The organism is Nonomuraea sp. NPDC049625, from assembly GCF_040675285.1.
Taxonomy (GTDB): Bacteria; Actinomycetota; Actinomycetes; order Streptosporangiales; family Streptosporangiaceae; genus Nonomuraea; species Nonomuraea angiospora_A.
Genome location: NZ_JBFAOQ010000003.1, coordinates 17,308 through 39,246 on the forward strand (window position 1 = coordinate 17,308; position 21,939 = coordinate 39,246).

A 21,939-nucleotide genomic window follows, 5' to 3' on the forward strand; every position below is an offset into this window, starting at 1 on the left:
CCACGATCGACGTCGATGGCGACCGTTCATCATGAGGAACCGCCGGAGTCCCCGAGCGGCCCTCCGAGAAGTGGATCCGGCCGGCCCCAGCGCAAGACGGTGACCTCGGTGCTCGGGTCGCCGGCCCGCGACAGGCCCTCGGCCGCCTGGCCGCGGACATCGCCCGTGGCCGGCGCGCAGCGTAACGCGATCTCGTGCGTGGTGTGCCATTCGTCGTAGAGGCCGCGGGTCTCGAACAGGTGCATGGCGGTGGAGGCCAGCTCCCAGCACAGCGGGCCGGCGCCCAGGGCGGCGCTCTGTCGTACGGCGGCGACGATGCCGGCGCGCTCGGCGTCCACCCAGTCGAGCGGGTCGCGGCGGACATGGCGGTCGGCGGCCTTCGCCTCCGGTGGCCCGAGCGGGCCGCGGCCGTGCGCCAGCCGGTGGTCGCCGCCGCGCAGCCGGATGTGCGCTTGCCGGGTCAGGGCGAGCCAGGCGCTCAGCGCGCGGCGCACGGCGGCGTCGCGCTCGTGTTCGCGCTCGTCGGCTTCGGCGCACTCGCGGGCGTAGACGCGAGTCAGGTCGTGGAAGCGGAACCGGGTCCGGCCGGAGGGGTCGCGCCGGGCGTCGAGCAGGCGTACGTCCACGAGCTCCTCGAGGAGGTCCTCGGCCTCGGCGTCGGGCAGGTCGAGCAGGGCGGCGGCCACCCAGGCCGCGAAGTCCGGCGCCTCCAGCATGCTGAGCAGGCGGAACAGCCGCCGCGCCGGGGCGGTCAGCCTGTGGTAGCCGACCGCCAGGCTGGCGCGTACCGTCTGGGAGCCGTGCGAGAGCTGGCTCAGCCGGTCGCGGGTGTCGCTCAGCCGCGTGACGAGCTGGGCCAGGGCCCAGTGCGGGCGGGCGGCGAGCCGGATGCCGGCGATGCGCACCGCCAGGGGCAGCCCGCCACACCATTGGACGAGCAGGTCGGCGTCCGTGGGCGCCCCGGCTGCGCGCTCGGCGCCGATCAGGCCGCGCAGCAGTTCGAGCGAGTCGCCGGGCGGCATCACCGGCAGGTCGATCAGCCGTGCCGCGGGCAGGGCGGTCAGCCGGCGCCGGGCGGTGACCAGCACCGCGCATTCGGGCGTGCCCGGCAGCAGCGGCTGGATCTGGCTCTCGTCGGCGGCGTCGTCGAGCACGACCAGGTAGCGGCCTTTGGCGAGGATGCTGCGGTACAGCTCGGCCCGCTGGTCCAGGCCCGCGGGGATGGCGGTGCCGTCCACTCCGAGCGCGCGCAGGAACCGGCCCAGCGCCTCCTCCGGATCGACGGGACGGGCGTCGCCGCCGCGCAGGTTGACGTAGAGCTGCCCGTCGGGGAACTCCGGGCGGACCTGATGCGCGGCATGCACGGCGAGGGTGGACTTGCCGATGCCGCCCTGACCCGAAACCACGCACAGCGGCAGGGGCGTTTGATCGCCGCCGGGGCACAGTGCCTCGACCGCCGCCGCCAGCTCGTCCTCCCGGCCGACGAAATCGGCGATGTCCGCCGGCAATTGGCAGACACCTCCTTCGAGCGGCGCGCGGTCAGGCTCGCCGCCCACGACCCTCAGCCGCCGCGGATCCCGGCCCGGCTCGACGCCCGGCTCCTCCACGAGCACGCCCCGCGCCCGCTGCTCTTCCTGCGCCAGGGTGAGCATCAGCAGGTCCCCGGCCCGCTCCCCCCACGGCTGGTCGCCGATGACCTCGTGGGCATGACCGAGACCAGGCGTCGTCTCGGCGCGGTCGAGCCGGTCCTGTGTGCTGCGGCCCGGCGCCCACTCCAGGGCGGACTCCCGCTCGCCCTTCTCGGCCGCGAACCGGGCAAGCCGCGCTTCCTGCTCGAACGTGAGCGGATCGGCTTCTTCGGCGTCGCCCGAGGAGTTGAGCTCCGGGGGAGCCTGGCCCATCGGCGATGCGCGCCTGGCCGTAGGTTCGGTGCCTGCCAGGACCGCGACGTGGAGCTGCTGGAGTTCTTCACCCGGCTCCACACCGAGCTCGTCGACGAGCACCGATCGGGCGCGCCGAAAGGACTCAAGGGCTTTGTCGCGTTGCCCCGCTCGTGCGTACCCCAGCATGAGCAGCCACCAGGCGTGCTCGTTCATCGGCTGCTCGGCGACGAATGGACGCAGGTCCTCGATCACTTCCTTGGGCCGGCCGAGGGCGAGTTTCGTCTCGGCCCAGTCGAGTCTCGCGATGGCAAGTCGCTCCTCCAGTCCGCTGATCTGAGCGGCCAGGAAACCGGCGAGCCAGGTATCTTCCGCGGGCCTCCCACGCCACAATGCGAGAGCTCTGTGAAACTGCCGGTCCGCGGCGTGCAACTCTTCCTGTGCGGCATGGCTGCGGGCCGCACCTATCGCCTCCTCGAACTGCAGGAAATCCACTTCCGCGACGTCCGCCTCGAGAAGGTATCCATGCTCCTTGGTGAGCAGTCGCGAGCCGAATGGCGCCACTCTTCGTAACTGAGCGATGTAGGTATGCAAGTTATGGACGGCCGAGGCGGGAGGGGTGTCCCACAACGCCTTCACCAGCCGTTCCTTGGACACCCGGGTGTTGGCGTTGATGACCAGAGCGGCGAGCACCGCCCGCTGCTTGCCGTTGAGATGGACCGGCCGCCCGTCGGCCCCGCACACCTGTACGGGCCCCAGAACCTTGATCGTCATGTCCACCTAGGTGATTCCTCTCCAGCGGCAGGTTTTCGCGAAGAGCGGGTGGATGAATTTCTGTTCGGTGCCAAGAAAGCGTGTTTTGCGCAGGCAATTCGGCGCTCCCGGACGACCCGTCGGCGGGTGGGCCGGGAAACCCCGGCCCACCCCAGATGGGAATGGCGGCTCGGTCAGATTCCGTCGATCAGCCGGATGGCGATGTCCGGGCTGAACGTTCCGGCGGGCACGTTCGGCGCGATGCCGCAGTTGCCGTCCGAGTCGCCGGGGACCTTGACCCAGAGCAGCATCTCGGCGCCGCCGCCGACCTGTGCGGTGGTGCCGAGCTTGCGGCCCGACGGGTTGCACCATTCGCCGTTGGAGCCGTTGCCGTTGCGGCTGGTGTCGATCACGAATTTGGCGGTGCCGCCGAGCGCGGAGTTGATCGCGTTGGCGTAGGTGGTCGACTGGCTGGTGGTGTAGTAGTTGGAGACGTTGACCGAGAAGCCGCGGACGTTGGCGACGCCCACGCTCTGCAGCCGGGAGGCCATGGTCGCCGGTGCCGTCCAGCCGGCGTTGCCGGCGTCGAGGTAGGCCCAGGTGTTGGCGGCCTTGTCGCGGAACTGCTCGGTGGCGTAGGTCAGCATGCGGATGCGTTCCTGCCGGGCCGTCTCGCTCATGCAGTCGAAGTCACCCAGCGAGTCGGGCTCGATGACGACGACCGCGGGGCGGTTGCCGATGCCGGAGGCGAACGCGGAGATCCACGTCTTGTACGCGGCTTCGGTGCCGGCGCCGCCGCCGGAGTGGCCGCCGCACGCGTCGCGGCCGGGGATGTTGTACGCGACCAGGACCGGCAGTTTGTCGGCGCTGTCGGCCGCGCCCACGAAGCTGGAGACGGCGGCGGCGATGTCACCGCTCCAGTTGCCGAACCACCGGGCCATCGGCTTGGAGCCGATCGAGGACTGGATCCGGTTCGCCCGGGAGTCGCCGGAGTTGTTCCTCACCCACACCGCGGGGTTGGAGTTGGGATCGACGTAGAAGCCGCTCGTCATGCTGATCGGACCGGACCCCGACGTCGTCTCGGTGAGGGAGACGTTGTCGAGGTAGACGGTGTGGGCGGCGTTCTTGCCGAGCTGGAACGACACCTGTCCGGCCGCCGTGCTCAGGCTGGAGGTGAAGGGGAAGCTGAAGCGCTTGCTCGTCGTGGTGAGCGCGATCGGCTGCGTCAGGGTGTTGGTGTACGGGCTGTCGGCCAGTTGCACGGTGGTGACCGCGCCGACCGAGGCGGAGGCGGTGGCGTCGAAGGACAGCGTGTAGGACTTGCCGCTGGTCAGGGCGATGTTGTTCTGGGCCACCATGGCGTCCCACGGGTTGACCGTGCCACCGGTCACGTTGACGCGCAGCCGCCCCGTGTCCACCGCCATGGAGGTGTTGGCGGAGTTCCACCACGGCGTGGTGCCGGAGCTGAAGGTGCCGTTGACCACCAGCTCGGTCGCGGCTGTGGCGGGCGTCGCGACGGCCACCGACAGGGCGGTCACCGTTGCGGCCGTGATGGCCGCCAACCGGGTTAATACTCGCATGTACTGCTTTCCTTTCTGGGATCCCCTGTCACAGGGAGTCGGCGAAGGCGGCGATCCAGGCGAGGGATGAGTTCCAGTTGATCGCCACCTCGTTGGTGGACCAGGAGCCGATGTCGTCGATGTAGCACTTGGCCGGTGCGCAGCCGGCGAGGTTGCGCTGGGCGACCGGGTCCTGGAGACCGGAATTGGGGCCTCCGGCCAGGGAGCCGGGGGCGGGGTTGGGCAGGCTCGGGTCGATCTGGTGGGCCCAGAATCGGTGGTGCTGGTTGTGGCTGGCCCGCTCGCCGTACCCGGTGACGTAGGACTGGTTGAGCGCGTTGCGCCCGAGCAGGTAGTCCATCGACTCCAGGACCGCTTGGCGGTAGCGGCGGTCGTGGGTGAGGTCGTAGGCCGTCGCCATGATCACTGCGCTGTTGGTCGTGGCGCTGGTCGAGCCCCAGACGTACGTGCCGTCGGCCGGAAGGTAGGGGTTGGCGTACCCCTGGGCGTTCATGTCGCGCACGTAGCCGTCGGCCACGGACAGCACCCGCTTGCGCGCCGCGGCGAACATGGCGGAGGGGAAGCGGCCGGGCAGCCGGGCGACGGTCAGGTCGGCCAGCGCGCCGGTCGACTGCCAGGAGAAGCCGTCCGCGGTCAGTTTCGTGGTGACGAAGGGCAGGTAGGAGCGCTTGCCGGTGGTCGCGTACAGCTCGGCGGCGGCCCAGGAGAACTCGTCGGAGACGTCGGTGTCGTCGTAGGCGCCCCCGCCCTCGCCTCCCGGTGGTGCGAAGAGGTCGGGATGCGCGCGGGCCGCACGCCAGGCGGTCTCGGCGGCCTCAAGGCAACGCCGGGCGAACGCGCGGTCCCATGCCTTCCAGATCCGGGCGCACTGGGCGCCGGCGGCGGCGAGGTTGAGCGTCGCGGCGGTGGAGGGCGGATAGAGGTAGCGCGGCTGTGCGTCCAGATGCGGGATCGTCGGGTGCCCGGTCCACGCGGCGTCGTGCACCTTGTGGTGGACCAGGCCGCTGCCGGGCACCTGCATGCGGAGCAGGAACTCCATCTCCCAGCGGGCCTCGTCGAGCACGTCCGGGACGCCGTTGCCGGCCTCGGGGACGCGCAGCAGGCCGTCGCGCGTCCCCTCCCGGTCGCCCTGCCCGCGCGAGCGCTCGTAGAGATCCATGAGCTGCCAGGCGGCCAGAGCGCCGTTCACGACGTATTTGCCGTGGTCTCCCGCGTCGTACCAGCCTCCGCGCACGTCCAGCGTGTGGTCGCAGGTGCCGGACAGGCACGGGACACGGGTGTCCCCCTGGTTCGGTGCGACGCCGAGGTGCCCGGCGGGCCTGGCGTAGGCGTCGCCGACGTACTCGGCCTCGATCGGGATGCCGCTGCGGTTGTGGTAGAAGTACGCTAGCGCGTCCCTGCGCAGCCCGTCGTACACGTCGTCGCCGATCTCGAACGGCAGGCTGACCTGGTCGCCGACCGCGAGCGTGTAGCCGGTGCCCGCCTTGCGGACCGACGAGAAGTCGGCCACGTGCACCTGGTCGCCGGACATCGCGTCGGCGCCGTGCACCCGGGTGCGGCCCTGGGCCACGGCGGCGCCGCTCGGGTCGAGCAGGCGCCAGTCCAGCGGCTCAGTTCCGGGGTTGACGATCGTGGCGCGCTTGGGGCCCGAGATCGCGTAGCCGTGCTGGTTGACCCGCACCGGCGAGCCCAGGTCCCGGCCGCCACCGGGTGGGAGCACCCCGCCGACCAGGGAGATCTCGTCCAGGCAGAGCGTGTACGGCTCCGTCGCGCCGCCCATCTGGAAGGTCACCTGTCCGTGCGCGTCCGAGACGTTCGACGTCGCGGTGTACTCGAACGTCCGCGGCGTGGCCGTCAGCTCGGGCCGCCGGTCCAGAGGCGTGGTGTACGGCGGGCCGGCGAGCTGGACGGTGGTGCGGATGGTGACGTCCCGGCTGGCGGAGGCGGTGAAGCGGAGCGTGTACGGCTGGCCGTCCTCCAGCGGGACGTCGTTCTGGCCGATCATCGAGTCCCACGGGTTCGTCGTGCCGGCGGGGACGTCGGCGCACAGCCGGCCCGATTCGATGCGTGACGGGGTGTTCTGGCCGCTCCACCAAGGGTCTTTGCCGGCGTCGAAGCCGCCGTTGAGTAACCGTTCGTAGGAGTCGGCGTGCGCGGGGGTCGCGAGGCCGGCGAGGAGGAGGACACAGGCTGCGGACAGCCTGAGTATGGCGGACATACCGGGACCTTTCAGGTCGCTGGACAGATCGTCCCCGGCACACCGCGGCGTCAGTGCCGGATCTTCCGCCACGGCGTAACAAGCTGTCAACCGTTTCGCGGAGATTGATCCTTGTTCTCTCCGCCCTCTTCTCAGCCGTGCGACAATCCCCTAACATCGGCTGGGAGCGCTCCCAATAATGCACGGATTTCGCACAGGAACACCGGCACAATCCGCGGCGTCAACGCAGGTAGTCGAGTGTATCAAGCGGATCAGTCCCCACTGGAACCGCTCCCGGAAGCAGGGAGATATGACATGACGACAAGGCTGGCGCGGCCGCTGCTTGCCGCCACCCTCACCGGCCTGCTCGCGGCGTGCGGCACCGGCGCACAGACGCCGGACACCGCGACCCAGGGAAAGATCACCCTGGTGGTCAAGACCTTCAGCGAGTTCGGCTACGAGGAGCTCTACAAGCAGTACGAGGCCGCTCATCCCGGGATAACGATCAAGCAGGAGAACATCGCCCAGCTGGGCGACTACCTGCCCAAGCTGCAGCAGTGGATGGCCTCGGGCAGCGGAGCCGGAGACGTGGTCGCGCTGGAGGAGGGCATCCTCATCCAGTTCATGGCCAAGCCCGAGCAGTTCGTGAACCTTCTCGACCACGGAGCCGGGTCGCTGAAGGCCGACTTCCTGGAATGGAAGTGGAAGCAGGCGCTCACGAACGACGGCTCCAAACTCGTCGGGCTCGGCACCGACGTCGGCGCGCAGGGCATGTGCTACCGGACGGACCTGTTCGCCAAGGCCGGGCTGCCCACCGACCGCGAGAAGGTCGGCGAGCTCTGGCCGACCTGGGACGCCTACCTCGCCACCGGGCAGAAATTCGCTCAGGCCAAGACGGGAGCGCACTTCTTCGACTCGGCCGGCGGCATCTATCAGAACATCCTGATGCAGCAGGGCGACCACACCTACTACGACACCTCCAACAACCTGGTGATCGACACCAATCCCGGGGTGAAGGCGGCCTGGGACCAGACGGTCAAGATGATCCAGGGCGGGCTGTCGGCGAACCTCGCGCAGTGGAGCCCGCAGTGGAACGCCGGGTTCAAGAAGGGCACGTTCGCCACCATCCCGTGCCCGTCCTGGATGCTCGGCGTCATCAAGGAGCAGGCCGGGCCGGAGAACACCGGCAAGTGGGACGTGGCGCGCGTGCCAGGCGACGGAGCCGTTCGCGGCGGCTCGTTCCTGGCGGTGCCGACGCAGAGCAAGCACCAGAAGGAAGCGGCCGAACTGGTGAAATTCCTCACCAGCCCGAAGGGCCAGATCGCGGCGTTCAAGGCCAAGAGCAACTTCCCCTCGTCACCGCAGGCCATCGACGACCCGGCGGTGCAGAGCTTCGTCAACGACTACTTCAACAACGCCCCCGTCGGGAAGATCTTCGGATCGAGCGCGAAGGCGCTCAAGCCGGTCTACCTGGGGCCGAACAACAACCCGGTCGGTGACCGCGTCGGCAACGCGCTGATGGCCGTCGAGCAGGGCAAGCTCCAGCCGGCCGAGGCGTGGACCAAGGCAGTCGAGGACGCCAAGCGTGCTGCTAAGTAGCAAGGTGCCATCCGCCGCGCACGCGAGGTCGCGGGCGGGGCTGCTGTCCCGCCTCGACCTGGTGGGCTCGCCCTACCTCTTCGTGGCGCCGTTCTTCGTGATCTTCGGGGTCTTCGGGCTCTTCCCGCTGCTGTACACCGCGTGGGTCTCGCTGCACGACTGGGACCTGGCGGGGGACGCGGGGTTCGTCGGGCTGGCGAACTACGCGGATCTGTTCGCCGACCCCGACTTCTGGAACGCGGTCGTCAACACGCTCGGCATGTTCGTGCTGGCCACGGTGCCGCAGCTGCTCCTGGCGCTGGTCGTGGCGAGCCTGCTCAACCAGCGGCTGCGCGCGCTGACGTTCTTCCGGATGGGGGTGCTCGCGCCGATCGTCACCTCGGTGGCGGCGGTGGGCATCGTCTTCAGCCAGATCTTCGACCGCGACGCCGGCATGGCCAACGGCCTGCTCGCCCTGCTGGGCGTGGACCCGGTGGACTGGCGGGCGGACAAGTGGTCGTCCTGGCTGGCGATCTCGGTCATGGTCGACTGGCGATGGACCGGCTACAACGCGCTGATCTTCCTGGCCGCGATGCAGTCGGTGCCGCGCGACGTGTACGAGGCGGCGGCCATCGACGGCGCCTCCAAGGTCAGGCAGTTCTGGGGCATCACGGTGCCGCTGATCCGGCCGGCGATCCTGTTCACCGTGATCATCTCGACCATCGGCGGCATGCAGCTGTTCACCGAGCCGCTCATCTTCGGCCAGGGCGGCTACGCCATCTCCGGGGGCAGCCTGCGGCAGTTCCAGACCGTGGCCATGTACATGTTCGAGAAGGCCTTCAAGGACTTCGACTACGGCTACGGCTCGGCGGTCGCCTGGATGATCTTCCTGCTCATCGTCGTCTTCGCCCTGGTCAACTTCCTGGTCACGCGGAGAGCGAGATAGCCCATGCGAAACTCCGGCCCCCTGGTCTACCTGACCCTGCTGGCGGCGATCGCGCTGTCGGTCTTCCCGCTCTACTGGCTGTTCGTCGTGGCCACCAGGGCCAACGACGTCGTCGGCGACTGGCCGCCGCCGCTCACCCCGGGCGGCAACCTGGGCGAGAACGTCACGCGGCTCTTCGCGGCCGAGGACGCCAATTTCCTGCTGGGGATGGTCAACTCCGCGATCGCCTCCGGCACCGTGACCGTGTCGGTGGTGTTCTTCTGCTCGCTGGCCGGCTTCGCGTTCGCCAAGCTGCGCTTCCGCGGCAGGAACGCGCTGCTGCTCGTCATCCTGGCCACGATGATGATCCCGGTCCAGATGGGCATCATCCCGCTCTACATGATCATGGTGGAGCTCGGCTGGCAGAACCGGCTGCAGGCGGTCATCGTGCCGTTCCTGGTCTCGGCGTTCGGCGTCTTCCTGATGCGGCAGTACGCCGAGCGGGCCGTCCCCGACGAGCTGGTCGAGGCGGCGCGGGTGGACGGCTGCTCGACCTTCGGCATCTTCTGGAAGGTCGTGCTGCCGGCCCTGCGGCCGGGCGCCTCCGTGCTGGGGTTGTTCACCTTCATGGGCACCTGGAACGACTTCCTGTGGCCGCTGGCCGTTCTGGAGGCCGACAACCCGACCGTCCAGTTCTCGCTCAGTCAGCTGTCCAGCACTTACTACACGGACTACACGCTCATGTTCTCCGGAACGCTGATCGCCACGCTGCCGCTGCTGGCCGTGTTCCTCGTATTCGGCCGCCAGATCATCGGCGGCATCATGGAAGGAGCCGTCAAGGCGTGAACACGTTCGATCCTGGCTTTCTCTGGGGGGCCGCCACCTCGAGCTACCAGATCGAGGGGGCGGTCGCCGAGGACGGACGCGAGCCCTCGATCTGGGATGTCTTCTCCGCGCAGCCCGGCAACGTGCGCGAGGGCCACACCGGCGACGTCGCCTGCGACCACTACCACCGCTACCCCGACGACGTCGCCCTCATGGCCGAGCTCGGCCTGCGCGCCTACCGCTTCTCCGTGGCCTGGCCGCGGGTGCAGCCGCTCGGATCCGGGGCCGTCAACCAGCGCGGCCTGGACTTCTACCGGCGTCTCGTGGACGAGCTGCTGGGGCGCGGGATCGAGCCGTGGCCGACGCTGTACCACTGGGACCTGCCCCAGCCGCTGGAGGACGCCGGCGGCTGGCCCGTGCGGGAGACGGCCCTGCGCTTCGCCGACTACGCCGCCGCCGTACACGACGCGCTGGCCGACAGGGTGACGCACTGGACCACGCTCAACGAGCCCTGGTGCTCGGCCTACCTCGGGTACGCCACCGGAGAGCACGCGCCCGGCCGGCGCGAGCCTGCCGCCGCCATCCGTGCCGTGCACCACCTGCTGCTCGGTCACGGCCTGGCCGCGAGCGCCATGAGCGGCTCGCGGGTCGGCATCACGCTGAACCCCACCCAGGTCAGCCCCGCGACCGGTTCGGCCGAAGACCTGGAGGCCGCGCGCCGCATCGACGGCGTGGCCAACCGGATCTTCCTGGACCCGCTGTACCGGGCCGCGTACCCGGCGGACGTCATCGCCGACCTCGCCGCCGTGACCGGCTTCGAGCACGTCCAGGACGGCGACCTCAAGACGATCGCCGCGCCGCTGGACTTCCTCGGCGTCAACTACTACACCCCGGCCATCGTCTCTGGCGACGGTCCCGCCGACCCGCCGGACAAGCCGACCCCGTACGTCGGATCGGAGACGGTGCGGTTCGTGGACGGCGGGCGGCCGCGGACCGCCATGGGATGGGAGATCGACGAGAGCGGGCTGTCCGACCTGCTCCTGCGGCTCGCCCGCGACTACCCCGTGACCGCCCTCTACGTCACCGAGAACGGGGCGGCCTACGACGAGGAGGCGCACGACGCCGACCGGATCGCCTACCTCGACGGCCACCTGCGCGCCTGCCATGACGCCGTCGCGCAGGGAGTGCCGCTGCGCGGCTATTTCGCCTGGTCCCTGCTGGACAACTTCGAGTGGGCACACGGGTACTGCCAGCGCTTCGGCCTGGTCCACGTCGACTTCGCCACGCAGCGCCGTACCCCCAAGGACAGCGCGCGCTGGTACGCCGAGGTGATCAGGCGCGGTGGGCTGTGAGGCCCACGATCGAGCAGGTGGCCGCACACGCGGGGGTCGGCCGGAGCACGGTCTCCCGCGTGGTCAACGGCTCCTCCAAGGTGGGCCCGAAGACCAGGCTCGCCGTGCAGAAGGCCATCGAGGAGTTGCGCTACACCCCCAACCGGGCCGCGCGCTCGCTGGTCACCCGGCGCACCGACACGGTCGCACTGGTCATCTCCGAGTCTCCCGAGCGGGTGTTCAGCGACCCGTTCTTCGCGGGAGCGGTACGCGGCATCGCGGCGCAGCTCACGACGTCCGGCAAGCAGTTGCTGATCACCATGGCCCGGTCGGGCAGCGAGCGGCCGGCCTTGGAGGCCTATCTCGGGGGCGGCCACGTGGACGGGGTCCTGCTGCTCTCGCTGCATCACGAGGATCCACTCCCTGCCCGCCTGGGGGAGCTCGGCGTCCCGGCGGTGGTGGGTGGCAGGCCGCTCGATCCCGCTCTCGCCGCCCATGTCGTGGACGTGGACAACCAGGCCGGAGCGTACCTGGCGGTACGGCACCTGATCGAGCGGGGACGGCACCGGATCGCGACCATCACGCGGCCCATGGACATGCTCGTCAGCGTCCACCGGCTGGGAGGCTACCGCGACGGCCTGATCGCCTCCGGGCTCGAGGAGAGTCCCGATCTCGTGGCGGGCGGGGACTTCAGCGAGCAGAGCGGCGCCGAAGCCACGCGGGAGCTGCTGGCCCGCAGGCCCGACCTTGACGCGGTGTTCGCCGCCTCCGACCTGATGGCCCTGGGCTCGCTGCGGGTGCTGCGCGAGGCAGGCCGCGCCGATGTGGCCGTCGTGGGCTTCGACGACTCGCCGTTCGCCGAGCAGGCCGGGCTCACCTCGGTCCATCAGCCGGTCGAGGACATGGGGCGGGAGATGGTCCGCCTGCTGCTCATGCTGATCGACGGCGGGACGCCGAGCCGATCCGTCCTCGTCCTCACCCCACACCTCGCGATAAGGGAGACTTCATGAAATTTCGCCATCTAGGGCGCAGCGGGCTCATGGTCAGCGAGATCGCCTACGGCAACTGGCTGACCGAGGACACCGTCGAACCCTGTGTGCACGCCGCCCTCGACGCCGGGATCACCACGTTCGACACCGCCGACGCCTATGCCGAGACCCGCGCCGAGGAGGCGCTCGGCCAGGCGCTGCGGGGCGTCCGCCGCGATTCGGTGGAGATCCTCACCAAGATCTACTGGCCCACCGGCACCGGCCCCAACGACCGCGGGCTGTCCCGCAAGCACATCATGCGCTCGATCGACGGCTCCCTGCGCCGCCTCGGCACCGACTACGTGGATCTCTACCAGGCGCACCGCTACGACTACGCCACCCCTCTGGAGGAGACCCTGCGGGCCTTCGACGACCTGGTGCGAAGCGGCAAGGTCCTGTACGTCGGCGTCTCCGACTGGACGGCGGAGCAGATCGCCGACGCGCTGCGGATCGCCGACGACCTGGGCCTGGACCGGATCGTGTCCAACCAGCCGCAGTACAACCTGCTCCGCAGGGTCATCGAACCGGAGATCCTCCCGCTGTGCGCCAAGGAGGGTGTCGGCCAGCTCGTCTACCAGCCGATGGCCCAGGGTGTGCTGGCCGGGCGCTACTCCCCCGGTCAGGCGCCGCCCGCCGAGGCGCGCAGGGAGTTCGTGGGCCGCCTGCTCACCGACGACGTCCTGACGCGGGTGGAGCGGCTCCGCCCGATCGCGGCGGACCTCGGGCTGACCATGGCGCAACTGGCGATCGCCTGGGTGCTGCGGGGCCCCGGGGTCTCGGCCGCGATCGTCGGCGGCTCACGGCCCGAGCAGGTGCGCGACAGTGCGGCGGCGTCCGGGGTGCCCCTCGCGGACGACGTGCTCGGTACGATCGACGAGATCCTGGACGACGTGGTGGAACGAGTGGCCGACGGGCCGTTCAGCCCGCTCACCAGGCCCTGATCAAAATTGGGAGCGCTCACAGACTGGAAGCCTGGTACGCTCCGCATGACCAGCAGGTACATACTTGGGAGCGCTCCTAAAGATGACGGATCGGCAGCCGACGCTGGACGAGGTGGCCAGGCGGGCGGGAGTGTCCAGGGGCACGGTGTCCCGGGTGATCAACAACGCCCCGCATGTCAGCCGGGCCGCTCGGCAGGCCGTGGAACGAGCCATCAAGGATCTGGGCTACGTGCCCAACGTCGCCGCCCGCTCGCTGGCCACCCAGCGCAGTGGCGCGGTCGTGCTGGCGGTCTCCAGCGACGACCAGGCCCTGTTCACCAACCCCTTCTTCGCCGAGGTCATCGTCGGGGTGAACGCCGTCATGGAGGAAACCGACCTTGAGCTGCTGCTGATCCTGGCCGCCTCCGAGCGCGGCCGCAACCGCCTGGCCCGTGTCCTGCAGTCACGCAGGGCCGACGGTGTCATGCTGCTGGCCCTGCGGGAGAACGACCCCCTGGCGAAGGTGGCCGCCGAGGGCGGCGTCCCCGTGGTCTACGGCGGACGCTCCCTCGGCGGGTCCAACGACTGGTACGTGGACGCCGACAACCGCGACGGCGCTCGCCAGGCGGCCGAATACCTGATCTCCACCGGCCGCACCCGGATCGCGACCATCACCGGGTCGCTCGACATGCACGTCGGCGTCTCCCGCTACCTGGGCTTCCGCGACGCGCTGGCGCTGGCCGGACTCGGAGACGAGCGGGTCGCGCACGGCGACTTCACCGAGGCGAGCGGAGCCGCTGCCATGGCTCACCTCCTGAAAGAGCACCCGGATCTCGACGCCGTGCTGATCGCCTCCGACGAGATGGCCGCGGGCGCGCTCGGCGTGCTGAAGGAGCACGGCCGGGCCGTGCCCGATGAGATCGCGGTCGTGGGGTTCGACGACGTGGTGACCGCCCGGCACACCCATCCCGCCCTGACCACGGTGCGCCAGCCCATCAAGGCCCTCGGCCGCGAGATGACCCGCATGCTGCTCGCCCTGATCCGCGGCGAGGAGCCCACCCCGCTCATCCTCCCCACCGAACTGGTCATCCGCGAATCCGCCTGAGCTGCCTGCTCACCGTGAATGCGCCGGGGTGCGCCGTCGGTAGACGACGTAGGGGCGCCACAGGTAGGCGATGGGCGCCGACCAGACGTGGACGAGTCTGGTGAACGGCCAGATCGCGGCGAGCAGCCAGGCGGACAGCGCGTGAAGTCGGAAGATCAGTGGTACTCCGGCCATCAGACCGGGGTCGGGGTGGAGGGTCAGGATTCCGCGGAACCAGACGGCGATGGTGGCGCGGTAGTCGTAGCCGCCGCCGAGCAGGTTCTTGCCCACGGTCGCGCTCATGCCGAGCAGGATGACCACCGTGAGGACCGCGAACAGGAGCTTGTCGGCCCGGGTGATGGTACGGCGTACCCGCGGGCTGGTGAGCCGGCGGGCCAGCAGCAGCCCCAGACCCGCGACCACCATCAGCCCGGCCACGGTTCCGGCGCTCACCGAGACCAGGTGGTAGAGGTGCTCGTCGACGCCGGTCGCCGCGGTCCAGCTCTTGGGGATGAGCAGGCCGAGCACGTGGCCGCCGATGGCGGCGAACGCGCCGAGGTGGAACAGCGGCGAGCCGAGCCTCAGCAGCCGGCTCTCCAGTAATTGGGTGGTACGGGTGGTCCAGCCGAACTGGTCGACGCGCCAGCGCCAGACATGCCCGACGACGAAGATCGTCAGGGCGATGTAGGGGATGACGACCCAGAGCGCGACGTTCACGGCCGCGCCTCCATCTCGTTGAGCGGCGGGCCGAACGGGGCCAACCCGACCTCCTCGACGGGCGGTCCGGCCAGCGCGAGGTCGGCGACGGCAGAGCGCTCGGCCGCCGACAGGCCGGGCAGCATCGCGCACAGCGCGTCCAGGACGAGCGCATACGGTGAGCCGCTGTCGTGCAGCGCGGTCCGGATGAGTTCGAGGCCCTTGCGGTGCCGGCGCAGCGGCGCCTCGCCCGCGGCAGGGCCGGCCAAGGCGGCGAACTCGCAGGCGACCGGCAGGAAGTCGGGCAGCTCGCCTTCCGGTGGGGTGAGTCCGGCGAGCCGGTAGCGCTGCTTGAGGGTGAGCAGGGCCATGCCGCGGCGGCGGGTGTCGCCGTGCAGGTAGTAGGTGAGGTAGAGGCTGGACTTGCGGCGCAGGTCGAACGTCTCGACGTAGTGGCGGGCCAGCCCCATGGGCCGCCGGTCGCGGAACCACCACAGGAACTGCTCCAACGCCTGGCGCGGGTGGCCGGTCGGGTGGAACTCGCCCATGCCCGGCCCGCCGTCGCCGTCGAGGCTGCATCCGTCCGCCTGGGCGGCCAGGGCGGCGGCGTCCTCGCGGTGCGCGGTGGGTACGACGTAGCGCTCGTCGTACTTGGCGATGGCCAGCAGCCCGTACATCTGCTCCATGTCGGCCGCCGTCATCCCCACGGCGTCCAGCAGGTCTGTGGCCACGGTGCCGTCGACGGTGCGGGCCCGCATGTACGCGCGCATGGCCGACAGTTTCATCAGCACCCCGGCCACGACCTCGGTGTCCCCGGCCGAGAACAGGCTCGCCAGGTATTCCAGCGGGATACGCAGGTCGGTGACGGCGTGGAAGACGTTGTCCGGGTCGTCGGCGTCGGCGCCCGTCCCTGTCACGGCGTCGAGCACCGGCGACAGCGGCGGGATGTACCAGACCATGGGCAGCGTGCGGTATTCCGGGTGCAGCGGCAGCGCCACCCGGTAGCGCATGGCCAGCCGGTAGATCGGCGAGCGCCGCGCGGCCTCGATCCAGTCCTCGCTGGTCAGCTCGTCACCTGCCCGCACGGTGGTGTGCAGCAGCGTGGACACCGCGTCCGGAGTCTCCTCCCGGCGGGCGACCACCCGCCGCTGCCGCCACGTGACGCCGTTGCGGGCGCCGGCCTCGGCGTCCTCGGAGATGGCACCGAACAGGTACGTGTGCACGGTCGGAGCTCCGAGCTCGGTCGTTCACGGCAGGGAGACTGACTCGACAACCTCGGACAGCGGGCGGCGGACCGCGACTTTGGCGTCGAACGTGATGCCGAGCCGCATGATCATCTGCGGGTACTCTCCGAAGCAGAGCTCTTGGCGCAGGAACTCCCGCAGATGCCGCATCTCCAGCGCCTGGGTGTGGAAGGCAGCGCTCACCCCGGATGCGCCGGCGTGCAGCAGGACCCGTTGGAGGGCCTGTCCCGCGGCGATCCATTCCCGGCGGCTGTCGCCGGGGGTGGTGAGCAGAGCCACGACTCCGGTGGAGGTCGACGCGGCTTGGCCGGCCGTCGTACCCCAGTCATGCCGCCAGGCGTAGTCGCGTTGCGCGAAGGCCGGATGGGTGTTCGCGGGCTCGGCGGGGTAGGCGCCGGCGGGCACCCCGTCGGTGCGGGCGCTGCCCGGCGGGCGGGCCCAGCGGATGACCTCGAGGAGGAGCAGCCGGTTCTGCGACTGCACGTTCTGGGCGGCGTCGGTCAGCGAGGCGACGACCCGTACGGCTTCCGGCTTGCGCACTGGCGTCAGCCGGGCTCCTTCGGCGGCCGCCTGCTGGACCAGCGTCTCCACCAGCCGATCCGGGACGGGCAGATCGGTGAAGGCCGCCCGATGGGTCCGGCGCTGCTCGATCTCGGCGTTCAGTGCCGCGGTGTGCTCGTCAGGAGTACTGCTCCCGCCCAGCCGCACCGTGGCCAGCAGCGCGAGCCGATCCGGGTCGGGCAGCACCCGCACCACGGGCTCGTACCCGTGGCAGCGCAGCGCCGTGGTGAGGTTGAACAGCGCGGCCCCGCAACTGATCAGCTGCTGCCTGCCTTCGGGGTCGCTGAAGCGTAGTTTCCTGTTGGCGTCGGCGCGTACGCTGATCTCCTCGCCGGAGACGGCGAACGTCCACGGCTGGGTGTTGTGCACGGACGGGGCCCAGGCGGCGGCCTTCAGCGCCGCGTGGATGGCGAGGGCGTTCTCCTGTGTCGTACGGGTGCTCATGGCGATCCACCTCCTACGGGATCCAGCACATCACCGTGCGTCAACCGAGGTCAGGGACGAAGGTCCCGCGTCCGGCGGACCAATGGACACGTCGGACGGTCCGGTCAGGCGGCGGCGGAAGACCCAGTAGGTCCAGGCCTGGTAGGCCAGCACCACAGGGGTGAAGATGACAGCGACCCAGGTCATCACCGTCAGCGTGTACGGCGTGGAGGCGGCGTTGGTCACGGTGAGACTGTTGGCCGGGTCCAGGGCCGGCAGCACGTTCGGCCACAGACCGGTGAACAGCGCGGCCACGACCGCGACCACGGCGAGCGCGCTGGCGGTGAAGGCCCACCCGTCGCGGCCGCGCAACGTCGCGGCCAGGGCGCCGATCAGGCCGAGCGCGACCAGCGTGACAGCGGTCCACCAGACCGGCCTGCCGCCACCGCCCGCGGCCAGCAGGAACGCCATCACCACCAGAATCGTCACCGGGCTCAGGCTCTTGGCCGTACGCGTGGCGCCTCGGCGCAGCTCGCCCGTGGTGCGCAGAGCCAGGAAGATCGCGCCGTGCAGGGTGAAGAGCAACAGTGTGGCCAGCCCTCCGAACAGCGCGAAAGGGTTGAGCAGGGTGAGCAGGGTGCCGGTGTACTCGTGGTCGGCGTCCAGGGGAACGCCGCGCACGATGTTGGCGAAGGCAACGCCCCACAGGAAGGCCGGGCCGAGCGAGCCCCAGAAGAAGGTCCGGTCCCAGCCGCGCGTGCTGTCGGATTTGCTGCGGTACTCCAGTGCCACCCCGCGCGCGATCAGGGCCAGCAGGATGAGGAACAGCGGCAGGTAGAAGCCGCTGAACAGGGTTGCGTACCACTCGGGGAACGCGGCGAACGTGGCCCCGCCCGCCACCAGCAGCCACACCTCGTTGCCGTCCCACACCGGGCCGATCGTCTTGACGATGATGCCCCGCTCCGCCTCGCCTCGGCCCAGGACCGGCAACAGGATGCCGACCCCGAAATCGAAGCCCTCCAGCACGAAGTAACCGGTCCACAGCACCGCGATCAGCACGAACCAGACAGTGGTCAGTTCCATGGCGCAATCCCTCAGTAGCTCAGGGCGGGCAGGGCGGCTTCGGACTCGGCCTGCTCGTGCGGCCCGATCCGGATGAACTTCAGCAGAAGCCGCACCTCGATGATGGCCAGCACGGCATAGACGAGGGTGAAGCCGGCCAGCGTGATGGCGACCGAGACGACGTCGGCACCCGGAGAGACCGCCGCGGCGGTCCGCATCAGACCGAAGACGGTCCACGGTTGGCGGCCCATCTCAGTGAAGATCCAGCCCATGGAGTTGGCCAGGAACGGCAGGCCGATCCCGGCGATGGCCAGGCGGTAGGCCCAGCGGCCCGCAGGCAGCCGGCCGCGCCGGGTCAGCCAGAGTCCGGCCAGCGCGAGCAGGGCCGCCAGCGCGCCGAAGCCGATCATCAGCCGGAACGACCAGTACGTCAGCCCGACGACCGGCCGGTAGTCGCCCGGGCCATAGACCGCCTGGTAGCGGGCCTGGATGTCGTTGATGCCCTCGACCTTGCCGTGCAGGGTGTTGGTGGACAGCAGGCTCAGTCCGTACGGGATCTGCAGGTTGATGTGGTTGCGGCCGTGCTCGACATCACCTACGGCGAACAGCGAGAAGCCCGCCGAGCTCTCGTCCTCCCACAGGGCCTCGGCGGCGGCCATCTTCATCGGCTGCTGCTCGGTCATGATCTGCGCCTGCCAGTGACCGGAGAACGACACCCCGATTGCGGAGACGAGGCTGACTACCAGGGCCAGCCGGGCGGAGGTGCGGAAGAGATCGATGTCCCTTTTGCGGAGCAGAAACCAGGCGCTGATGCCGAGCACGAACGCGGCGGCTGTCAGGAACGCGCCGAAGATGACGTGGGGAAAGGTGACGAGCGTGGTGGAGTTGGTGAGCACGGCCCAGATGTCGGTCAGCTCGGCCCGGCCGTTGTTGATTCGGTAGCCGACCGGGTGCTGCATCCACGAGTTCGCCGCGAGGATGAAATAGGCCGAAATATTAGTACCGATCGCCGCGAGCCAGATCGTGGCCAGATGAAGCTTCGGCGATAGTTTGTCCCAGCCGAAGATCCACAGTCCGAGGAACGTGGACTCCAGGAAGAACGCCATCAGCCCTTCCATGGCCAGCGGCGCGCCGAACACGTCGCCGACGAAGCGTGAGTAGTCACTCCAGTTCATCCCGAACTGGAACTCCTGCACGATCCCCGTCACCACGCCCATGGCGAAGTTGATGAGGAACAGCCGCCCCCAGAACCGGGTCAGCCGCAGATACTCCGGTTTCTTCGTCCGATACCAGGCCGTCTGCAACCCGGCCACGATGATCGACAGCCCGATCGTGAGCGGCACGAACAGGAAGTGGTACACGGTCGTGATGCCGAACTGCCAGCGGGAGAGATCGAGCACATCCATGCGGCCAGATTGGAGGACGGCCGTTCCGCCGCGTAGGGCCGAGCGGCTCTGCCCGGGAGGGACCTTGGTCCCACGCGTGCCGCTCGTCCCACCGCGCGTCCTGCACCGGTTCGCGGGCTTCCGTCCTGACGATCTGGGCCGAATGGGCTCCTCAAGATCGGTCCCAGATCAGCGGAAGCTCGAGCCGGTCGTCCCGTTCCCAGACGAGGCTCTCGCGAACGCCGACGACACCGCCGAGTCCTTTGGCCATGTGCACGGCCGCCGCCGCCTCGGTGCGCGTCGAGGTACAGCCGGACAGCGTCACGATGCTGTCCTGCACCTGCACCACGATCCCGGTGTGGTCGTTCCACCGAGCCTGCTCGGGGATGGCCTCCTCGACCCAGCTCTTGAGCTCCGCGTCGTCCCGTACGTATGCCTTGAGCAGGTCTCGCCTGCTCACGACGCCCATCAGCCGCCCCTCCGCGTCCACCACGACCAAGCGCTTGACGTCGTGCTCGTCCATGAGCCGGGCGGCGGTCACGGTGGACACGTCCGGCGCGACCGTCATCGCCGGCGCCGACATCAGCTCGGCCGCCGTGGCGGCGTCGGCCTTCTCCTGACCGTGCTCACCGCGCCCGGCCAGCCTGCGGCGCAACCGGGCACGCAGCCGGGGCTGATAGTCCTCCCCGTAGTACTGCTCCCGGAACTCCTCCTTACGCAGCAGATCCGCCTCCGACACCACGCCGGCGACCCGCCCGTCGTCCTCCAGCACGGGCACGGCACTGACCCCACGCCGCACGAGCAACTCGGCGACGTCCTTGAACGGCGTGTCGGGTTTCACCGAGGCCACATGCGTGGTCATCACGTCTCTCACGCTGATCCGCACCATCGGATGCTTCCCTTCCTCTGAACGTCCATGGCACCATCGCGCCGAAGGCGACCTGTAGGGCCGGAAGTCCCCCATGCCAACGCTTTGGTCAGGGTGCTTTCCGCGGCAGGACCCAGCTGGACTTCCGTGAGGGCAGAACAGCCTCGGAAGACAGGTCCAAAGTCCCTCCCGGGAGGTGACCTATGGCCGTGACAGCAGGTCCGGCTTCGGATCTACTGTTCGGTCATGTCCGATGAGCGCCACCTGATCGGCCGCCTGCCTGGCAGGTGGTCGGTGGCGTCCATGACGGGCCTGCACCCTGACGGGCGGCGGGTCACACTTGTGAAAGCCCATCCCCAGACCCGCCGCCCGTTCGGCCCGCAGGCACAGGTCGCCGGCTTCGCGACTCCCATGACCGGCTTCCACGTCCGACGGGTCTTAGACGAGCGCCGTCCCGTGGCCTGATCCGCTCATGACGGCCCTCAGCCGCACTTGCGCGGTTCGCACCCACCAGAGGCGATCGCCTCCAGGCCACTCGCCGCCCCGACACTCTTCCCCGGGTGGCCCCTCCCAGCTGACCAGAGTGTCCAGGTTGCGCTGCCTGTGGCGGCGCGCTCGGAGGCAGCGGTGTCGCCACGACCTGTCACGCGGAAGTCAGCGGGCGTTGGCTTGCTGAGCCTTGCGATGACCAGCCACCGAGCGGATCACGGTCACCGTCAGAGCCAGCGGGAGCGCGGCGGTGACGGCCGGCAGACCCAGGCCGAGGCCGTAGGAACCGAGCCGTCCGTAGATGAAGCCCATCACCAGCGGGGGTACGAAGCCGCCGAGGCCGCCGGCGGCGCCGACCAGGCCGGTCACGGTGCCGACCTTGTCCGAAGGTGCGACCTGGGCGACGAGAGCCAAGGTGGCGCCGCTGCCCGCGCCGAGCGCGGCGGCCATGGAGAGGAAGGCGACCGTGCCGAGCGGCACCAGTCCCGGTGTGAGCGCCTGCACCCCTGCCATGACGGCGATGAGGACGAATACCCCGGTCAGCACAGGAATGGGGCCGATGCGGTCCGACAGCCAGCCGCCGAGTGGCCGGGCCAGGACTGCCAGCGCCACGAACCCGGCCATGCGGTTGGCGGCGTCGGCCTGTTCGAGCCCGTAGCCGCTCTGCAGGTAGGCGGGCAGGTAGACGGAGAAGGCGACATAGCCGCCGAAGGCGACATAGCCGCCGAAGGCGACCGCGTACAACACGCACGCCTGCCAAGTGATCGACAACTTCAGCGTGGCCGCCATGCGTGCCATCAGGGGCTGGGTCAGGACGGCGCGGCCGGGGGCGTCCCGCAGCACCAGCCAGGCCACGACGGCATAGGCGGCGAGAACCGTGGCGGTGATCAGGAAAGGGGCGGCCGCGCCGCCGGTTCTCACCAGGGGGACGGTGGTCAGCGCGCTGATCGCGGTGCCTCCCATCCCAGCCCCGAAGACGCCCACCGCCAGGCCGCGCCGCCGCGGCGGGAACCAGGCGTTGACGAACGGCACGCCGACGGCGAAGACGGTCCCGCCGATGCCGAGGAAGAACCCGCCGACCAGCAGCGCCTGCTGCCCGGCCGACAACCG

18 protein-coding genes are annotated in these 21,939 nt (G+C 69.9%); 8 read left to right on the plus strand and 10 right to left on the minus strand.

Annotation, left to right across the window (positions count from 1 at the left end):
* Positions 1-29: 29 nt before the first annotated feature.
* The 3 genes from AB0J87_RS13620 to AB0J87_RS13630 form a co-directional block, all read right to left on the minus strand.
* A complete protein-coding gene (locus AB0J87_RS13620; RefSeq protein WP_363965119.1) occupies positions 30-2,654 on the minus strand; it encodes a BTAD domain-containing putative transcriptional regulator in 2,625 nt (874 codons plus the stop codon).
* Positions 2,655-2,827: 173 nt separating this feature from the next.
* Complete coding sequence (locus AB0J87_RS13625; protein ID WP_363965121.1) at positions 2,828-4,213, minus strand: glycoside hydrolase family 6 protein; 1,386 nt, start codon at positions 4,211-4,213, stop codon at positions 2,828-2,830.
* A 28-nt stretch (positions 4,214-4,241) separates the two neighbouring features.
* Complete coding sequence (locus AB0J87_RS13630; protein ID WP_363965123.1) at positions 4,242-6,431, minus strand: glycoside hydrolase family 9 protein; 2,190 nt, start codon at positions 6,429-6,431, stop codon at positions 4,242-4,244.
* 294 nt (positions 6,432-6,725) lie between these two features.
* On the opposite strand from AB0J87_RS13630, the gene AB0J87_RS13635 reads away from it, so the two are divergent.
* The 7 genes from AB0J87_RS13635 (at position 6,726) to AB0J87_RS13665 (ending at position 14,122) form a co-directional block, all read left to right on the plus strand.
* A complete protein-coding gene (locus tag AB0J87_RS13635; protein ID WP_363965125.1) occupies positions 6,726-8,009 on the plus strand; it encodes an extracellular solute-binding protein in 1,284 nt (427 codons plus the stop codon).
* Positions 7,996-8,934 (plus strand): sugar ABC transporter permease, encoded by a 939-nt coding sequence (locus AB0J87_RS13640; RefSeq protein ID WP_363965127.1) that lies wholly within the window; start codon positions 7,996-7,998, stop codon positions 8,932-8,934. The genes AB0J87_RS13635 and AB0J87_RS13640 overlap by 14 nt, the downstream gene beginning before the upstream one ends.
* Before the next feature lie 3 nt (positions 8,935-8,937).
* Positions 8,938-9,759: a carbohydrate ABC transporter permease gene (locus AB0J87_RS13645; protein WP_363965129.1), complete on the plus strand. Its 822-nt coding sequence runs from the start codon at positions 8,938-8,940 to the stop codon at positions 9,757-9,759.
* Positions 9,756-11,090 (plus strand): GH1 family beta-glucosidase, encoded by a 1,335-nt coding sequence (locus AB0J87_RS13650; protein WP_363965131.1) that lies wholly within the window; start codon positions 9,756-9,758, stop codon positions 11,088-11,090. The genes AB0J87_RS13645 and AB0J87_RS13650 overlap by 4 nt, the downstream gene beginning before the upstream one ends.
* On the plus strand, positions 11,087-12,079 hold the full coding sequence (locus AB0J87_RS13655) for a LacI family DNA-binding transcriptional regulator (protein ID WP_363965133.1): 993 nt from the start codon (positions 11,087-11,089) through the stop codon (positions 12,077-12,079). Before AB0J87_RS13650 ends, AB0J87_RS13655 begins: the two co-directional genes overlap by 4 nt.
* The gene (locus AB0J87_RS13660; protein ID WP_363965135.1) at positions 12,076-13,038 is read left to right on the plus strand and encodes an aldo/keto reductase family protein; all 963 of its coding nucleotides are present in this window, start codon (positions 12,076-12,078) and stop codon (positions 13,036-13,038) included. Before AB0J87_RS13655 ends, AB0J87_RS13660 begins: the two co-directional genes overlap by 4 nt.
* 82 nt (positions 13,039-13,120) lie before the next feature.
* Positions 13,121-14,122: a LacI family DNA-binding transcriptional regulator gene (locus AB0J87_RS13665; RefSeq protein ID WP_363965137.1), complete on the plus strand. Its 1,002-nt coding sequence runs from the start codon at positions 13,121-13,123 to the stop codon at positions 14,120-14,122.
* A 9-nt stretch (positions 14,123-14,131) separates the two neighbouring features.
* Here AB0J87_RS13665 and narI read toward each other — a convergent pair whose 3' ends face one another.
* The 6 genes from narI to AB0J87_RS13695 all read right to left on the minus strand — a co-directional run bounded on the left by narI (position 14,132) and on the right by AB0J87_RS13695 (position 20,334).
* Positions 14,132-14,818, minus strand: a complete 687-nt coding sequence (gene narI / locus AB0J87_RS13670; protein WP_363965139.1) for a respiratory nitrate reductase subunit gamma — start codon at positions 14,816-14,818, stop codon at positions 14,132-14,134.
* Positions 14,815-16,020: a nitrate reductase molybdenum cofactor assembly chaperone gene (narJ, locus tag AB0J87_RS13675; RefSeq protein WP_363965141.1), complete on the minus strand. Its 1,206-nt coding sequence runs from the start codon at positions 16,018-16,020 to the stop codon at positions 14,815-14,817. The genes narI and narJ overlap by 4 nt, the downstream gene beginning before the upstream one ends.
* Positions 16,021-16,044: 24 nt before the next feature.
* The gene (locus AB0J87_RS13680) at positions 16,045-17,046 is read right to left on the minus strand and encodes a hypothetical protein (RefSeq protein ID WP_363965143.1); all 1,002 of its coding nucleotides are present in this window, start codon (positions 17,044-17,046) and stop codon (positions 16,045-16,047) included.
* Between the two features lie 30 nt (positions 17,047-17,076).
* A complete protein-coding gene (cydB, locus tag AB0J87_RS13685) occupies positions 17,077-18,108 on the minus strand; it encodes a cytochrome d ubiquinol oxidase subunit II (protein ID WP_363965145.1) in 1,032 nt (343 codons plus the stop codon).
* An 11-nt stretch (positions 18,109-18,119) separates the two neighbouring features.
* Positions 18,120-19,493: a cytochrome ubiquinol oxidase subunit I gene (locus tag AB0J87_RS13690; RefSeq protein ID WP_363965147.1), complete on the minus strand. Its 1,374-nt coding sequence runs from the start codon at positions 19,491-19,493 to the stop codon at positions 18,120-18,122.
* Positions 19,494-19,644: 151 nt separating this feature from the next.
* The gene (locus tag AB0J87_RS13695) at positions 19,645-20,334 is read right to left on the minus strand and encodes a CBS domain-containing protein (RefSeq protein ID WP_363966582.1); all 690 of its coding nucleotides are present in this window, start codon (positions 20,332-20,334) and stop codon (positions 19,645-19,647) included.
* 252 nt (positions 20,335-20,586) lie between these two features.
* Here AB0J87_RS13695 and AB0J87_RS13700 point away from each other — a divergent pair, with 252 nt between their 5' ends.
* On the plus strand, positions 20,587-20,805 hold the full coding sequence (locus AB0J87_RS13700; protein WP_363965149.1) for a hypothetical protein: 219 nt from the start codon (positions 20,587-20,589) through the stop codon (positions 20,803-20,805).
* 189 nt (positions 20,806-20,994) lie between these two features.
* Here AB0J87_RS13700 and AB0J87_RS13705 read toward each other — a convergent pair whose 3' ends face one another.
* On the minus strand, positions 20,995-21,936 hold the full coding sequence (locus tag AB0J87_RS13705) for an MFS transporter (RefSeq protein ID WP_363965151.1): 942 nt from the start codon (positions 21,934-21,936) through the stop codon (positions 20,995-20,997).
* Positions 21,937-21,939 lie beyond the last annotated feature (3 nt).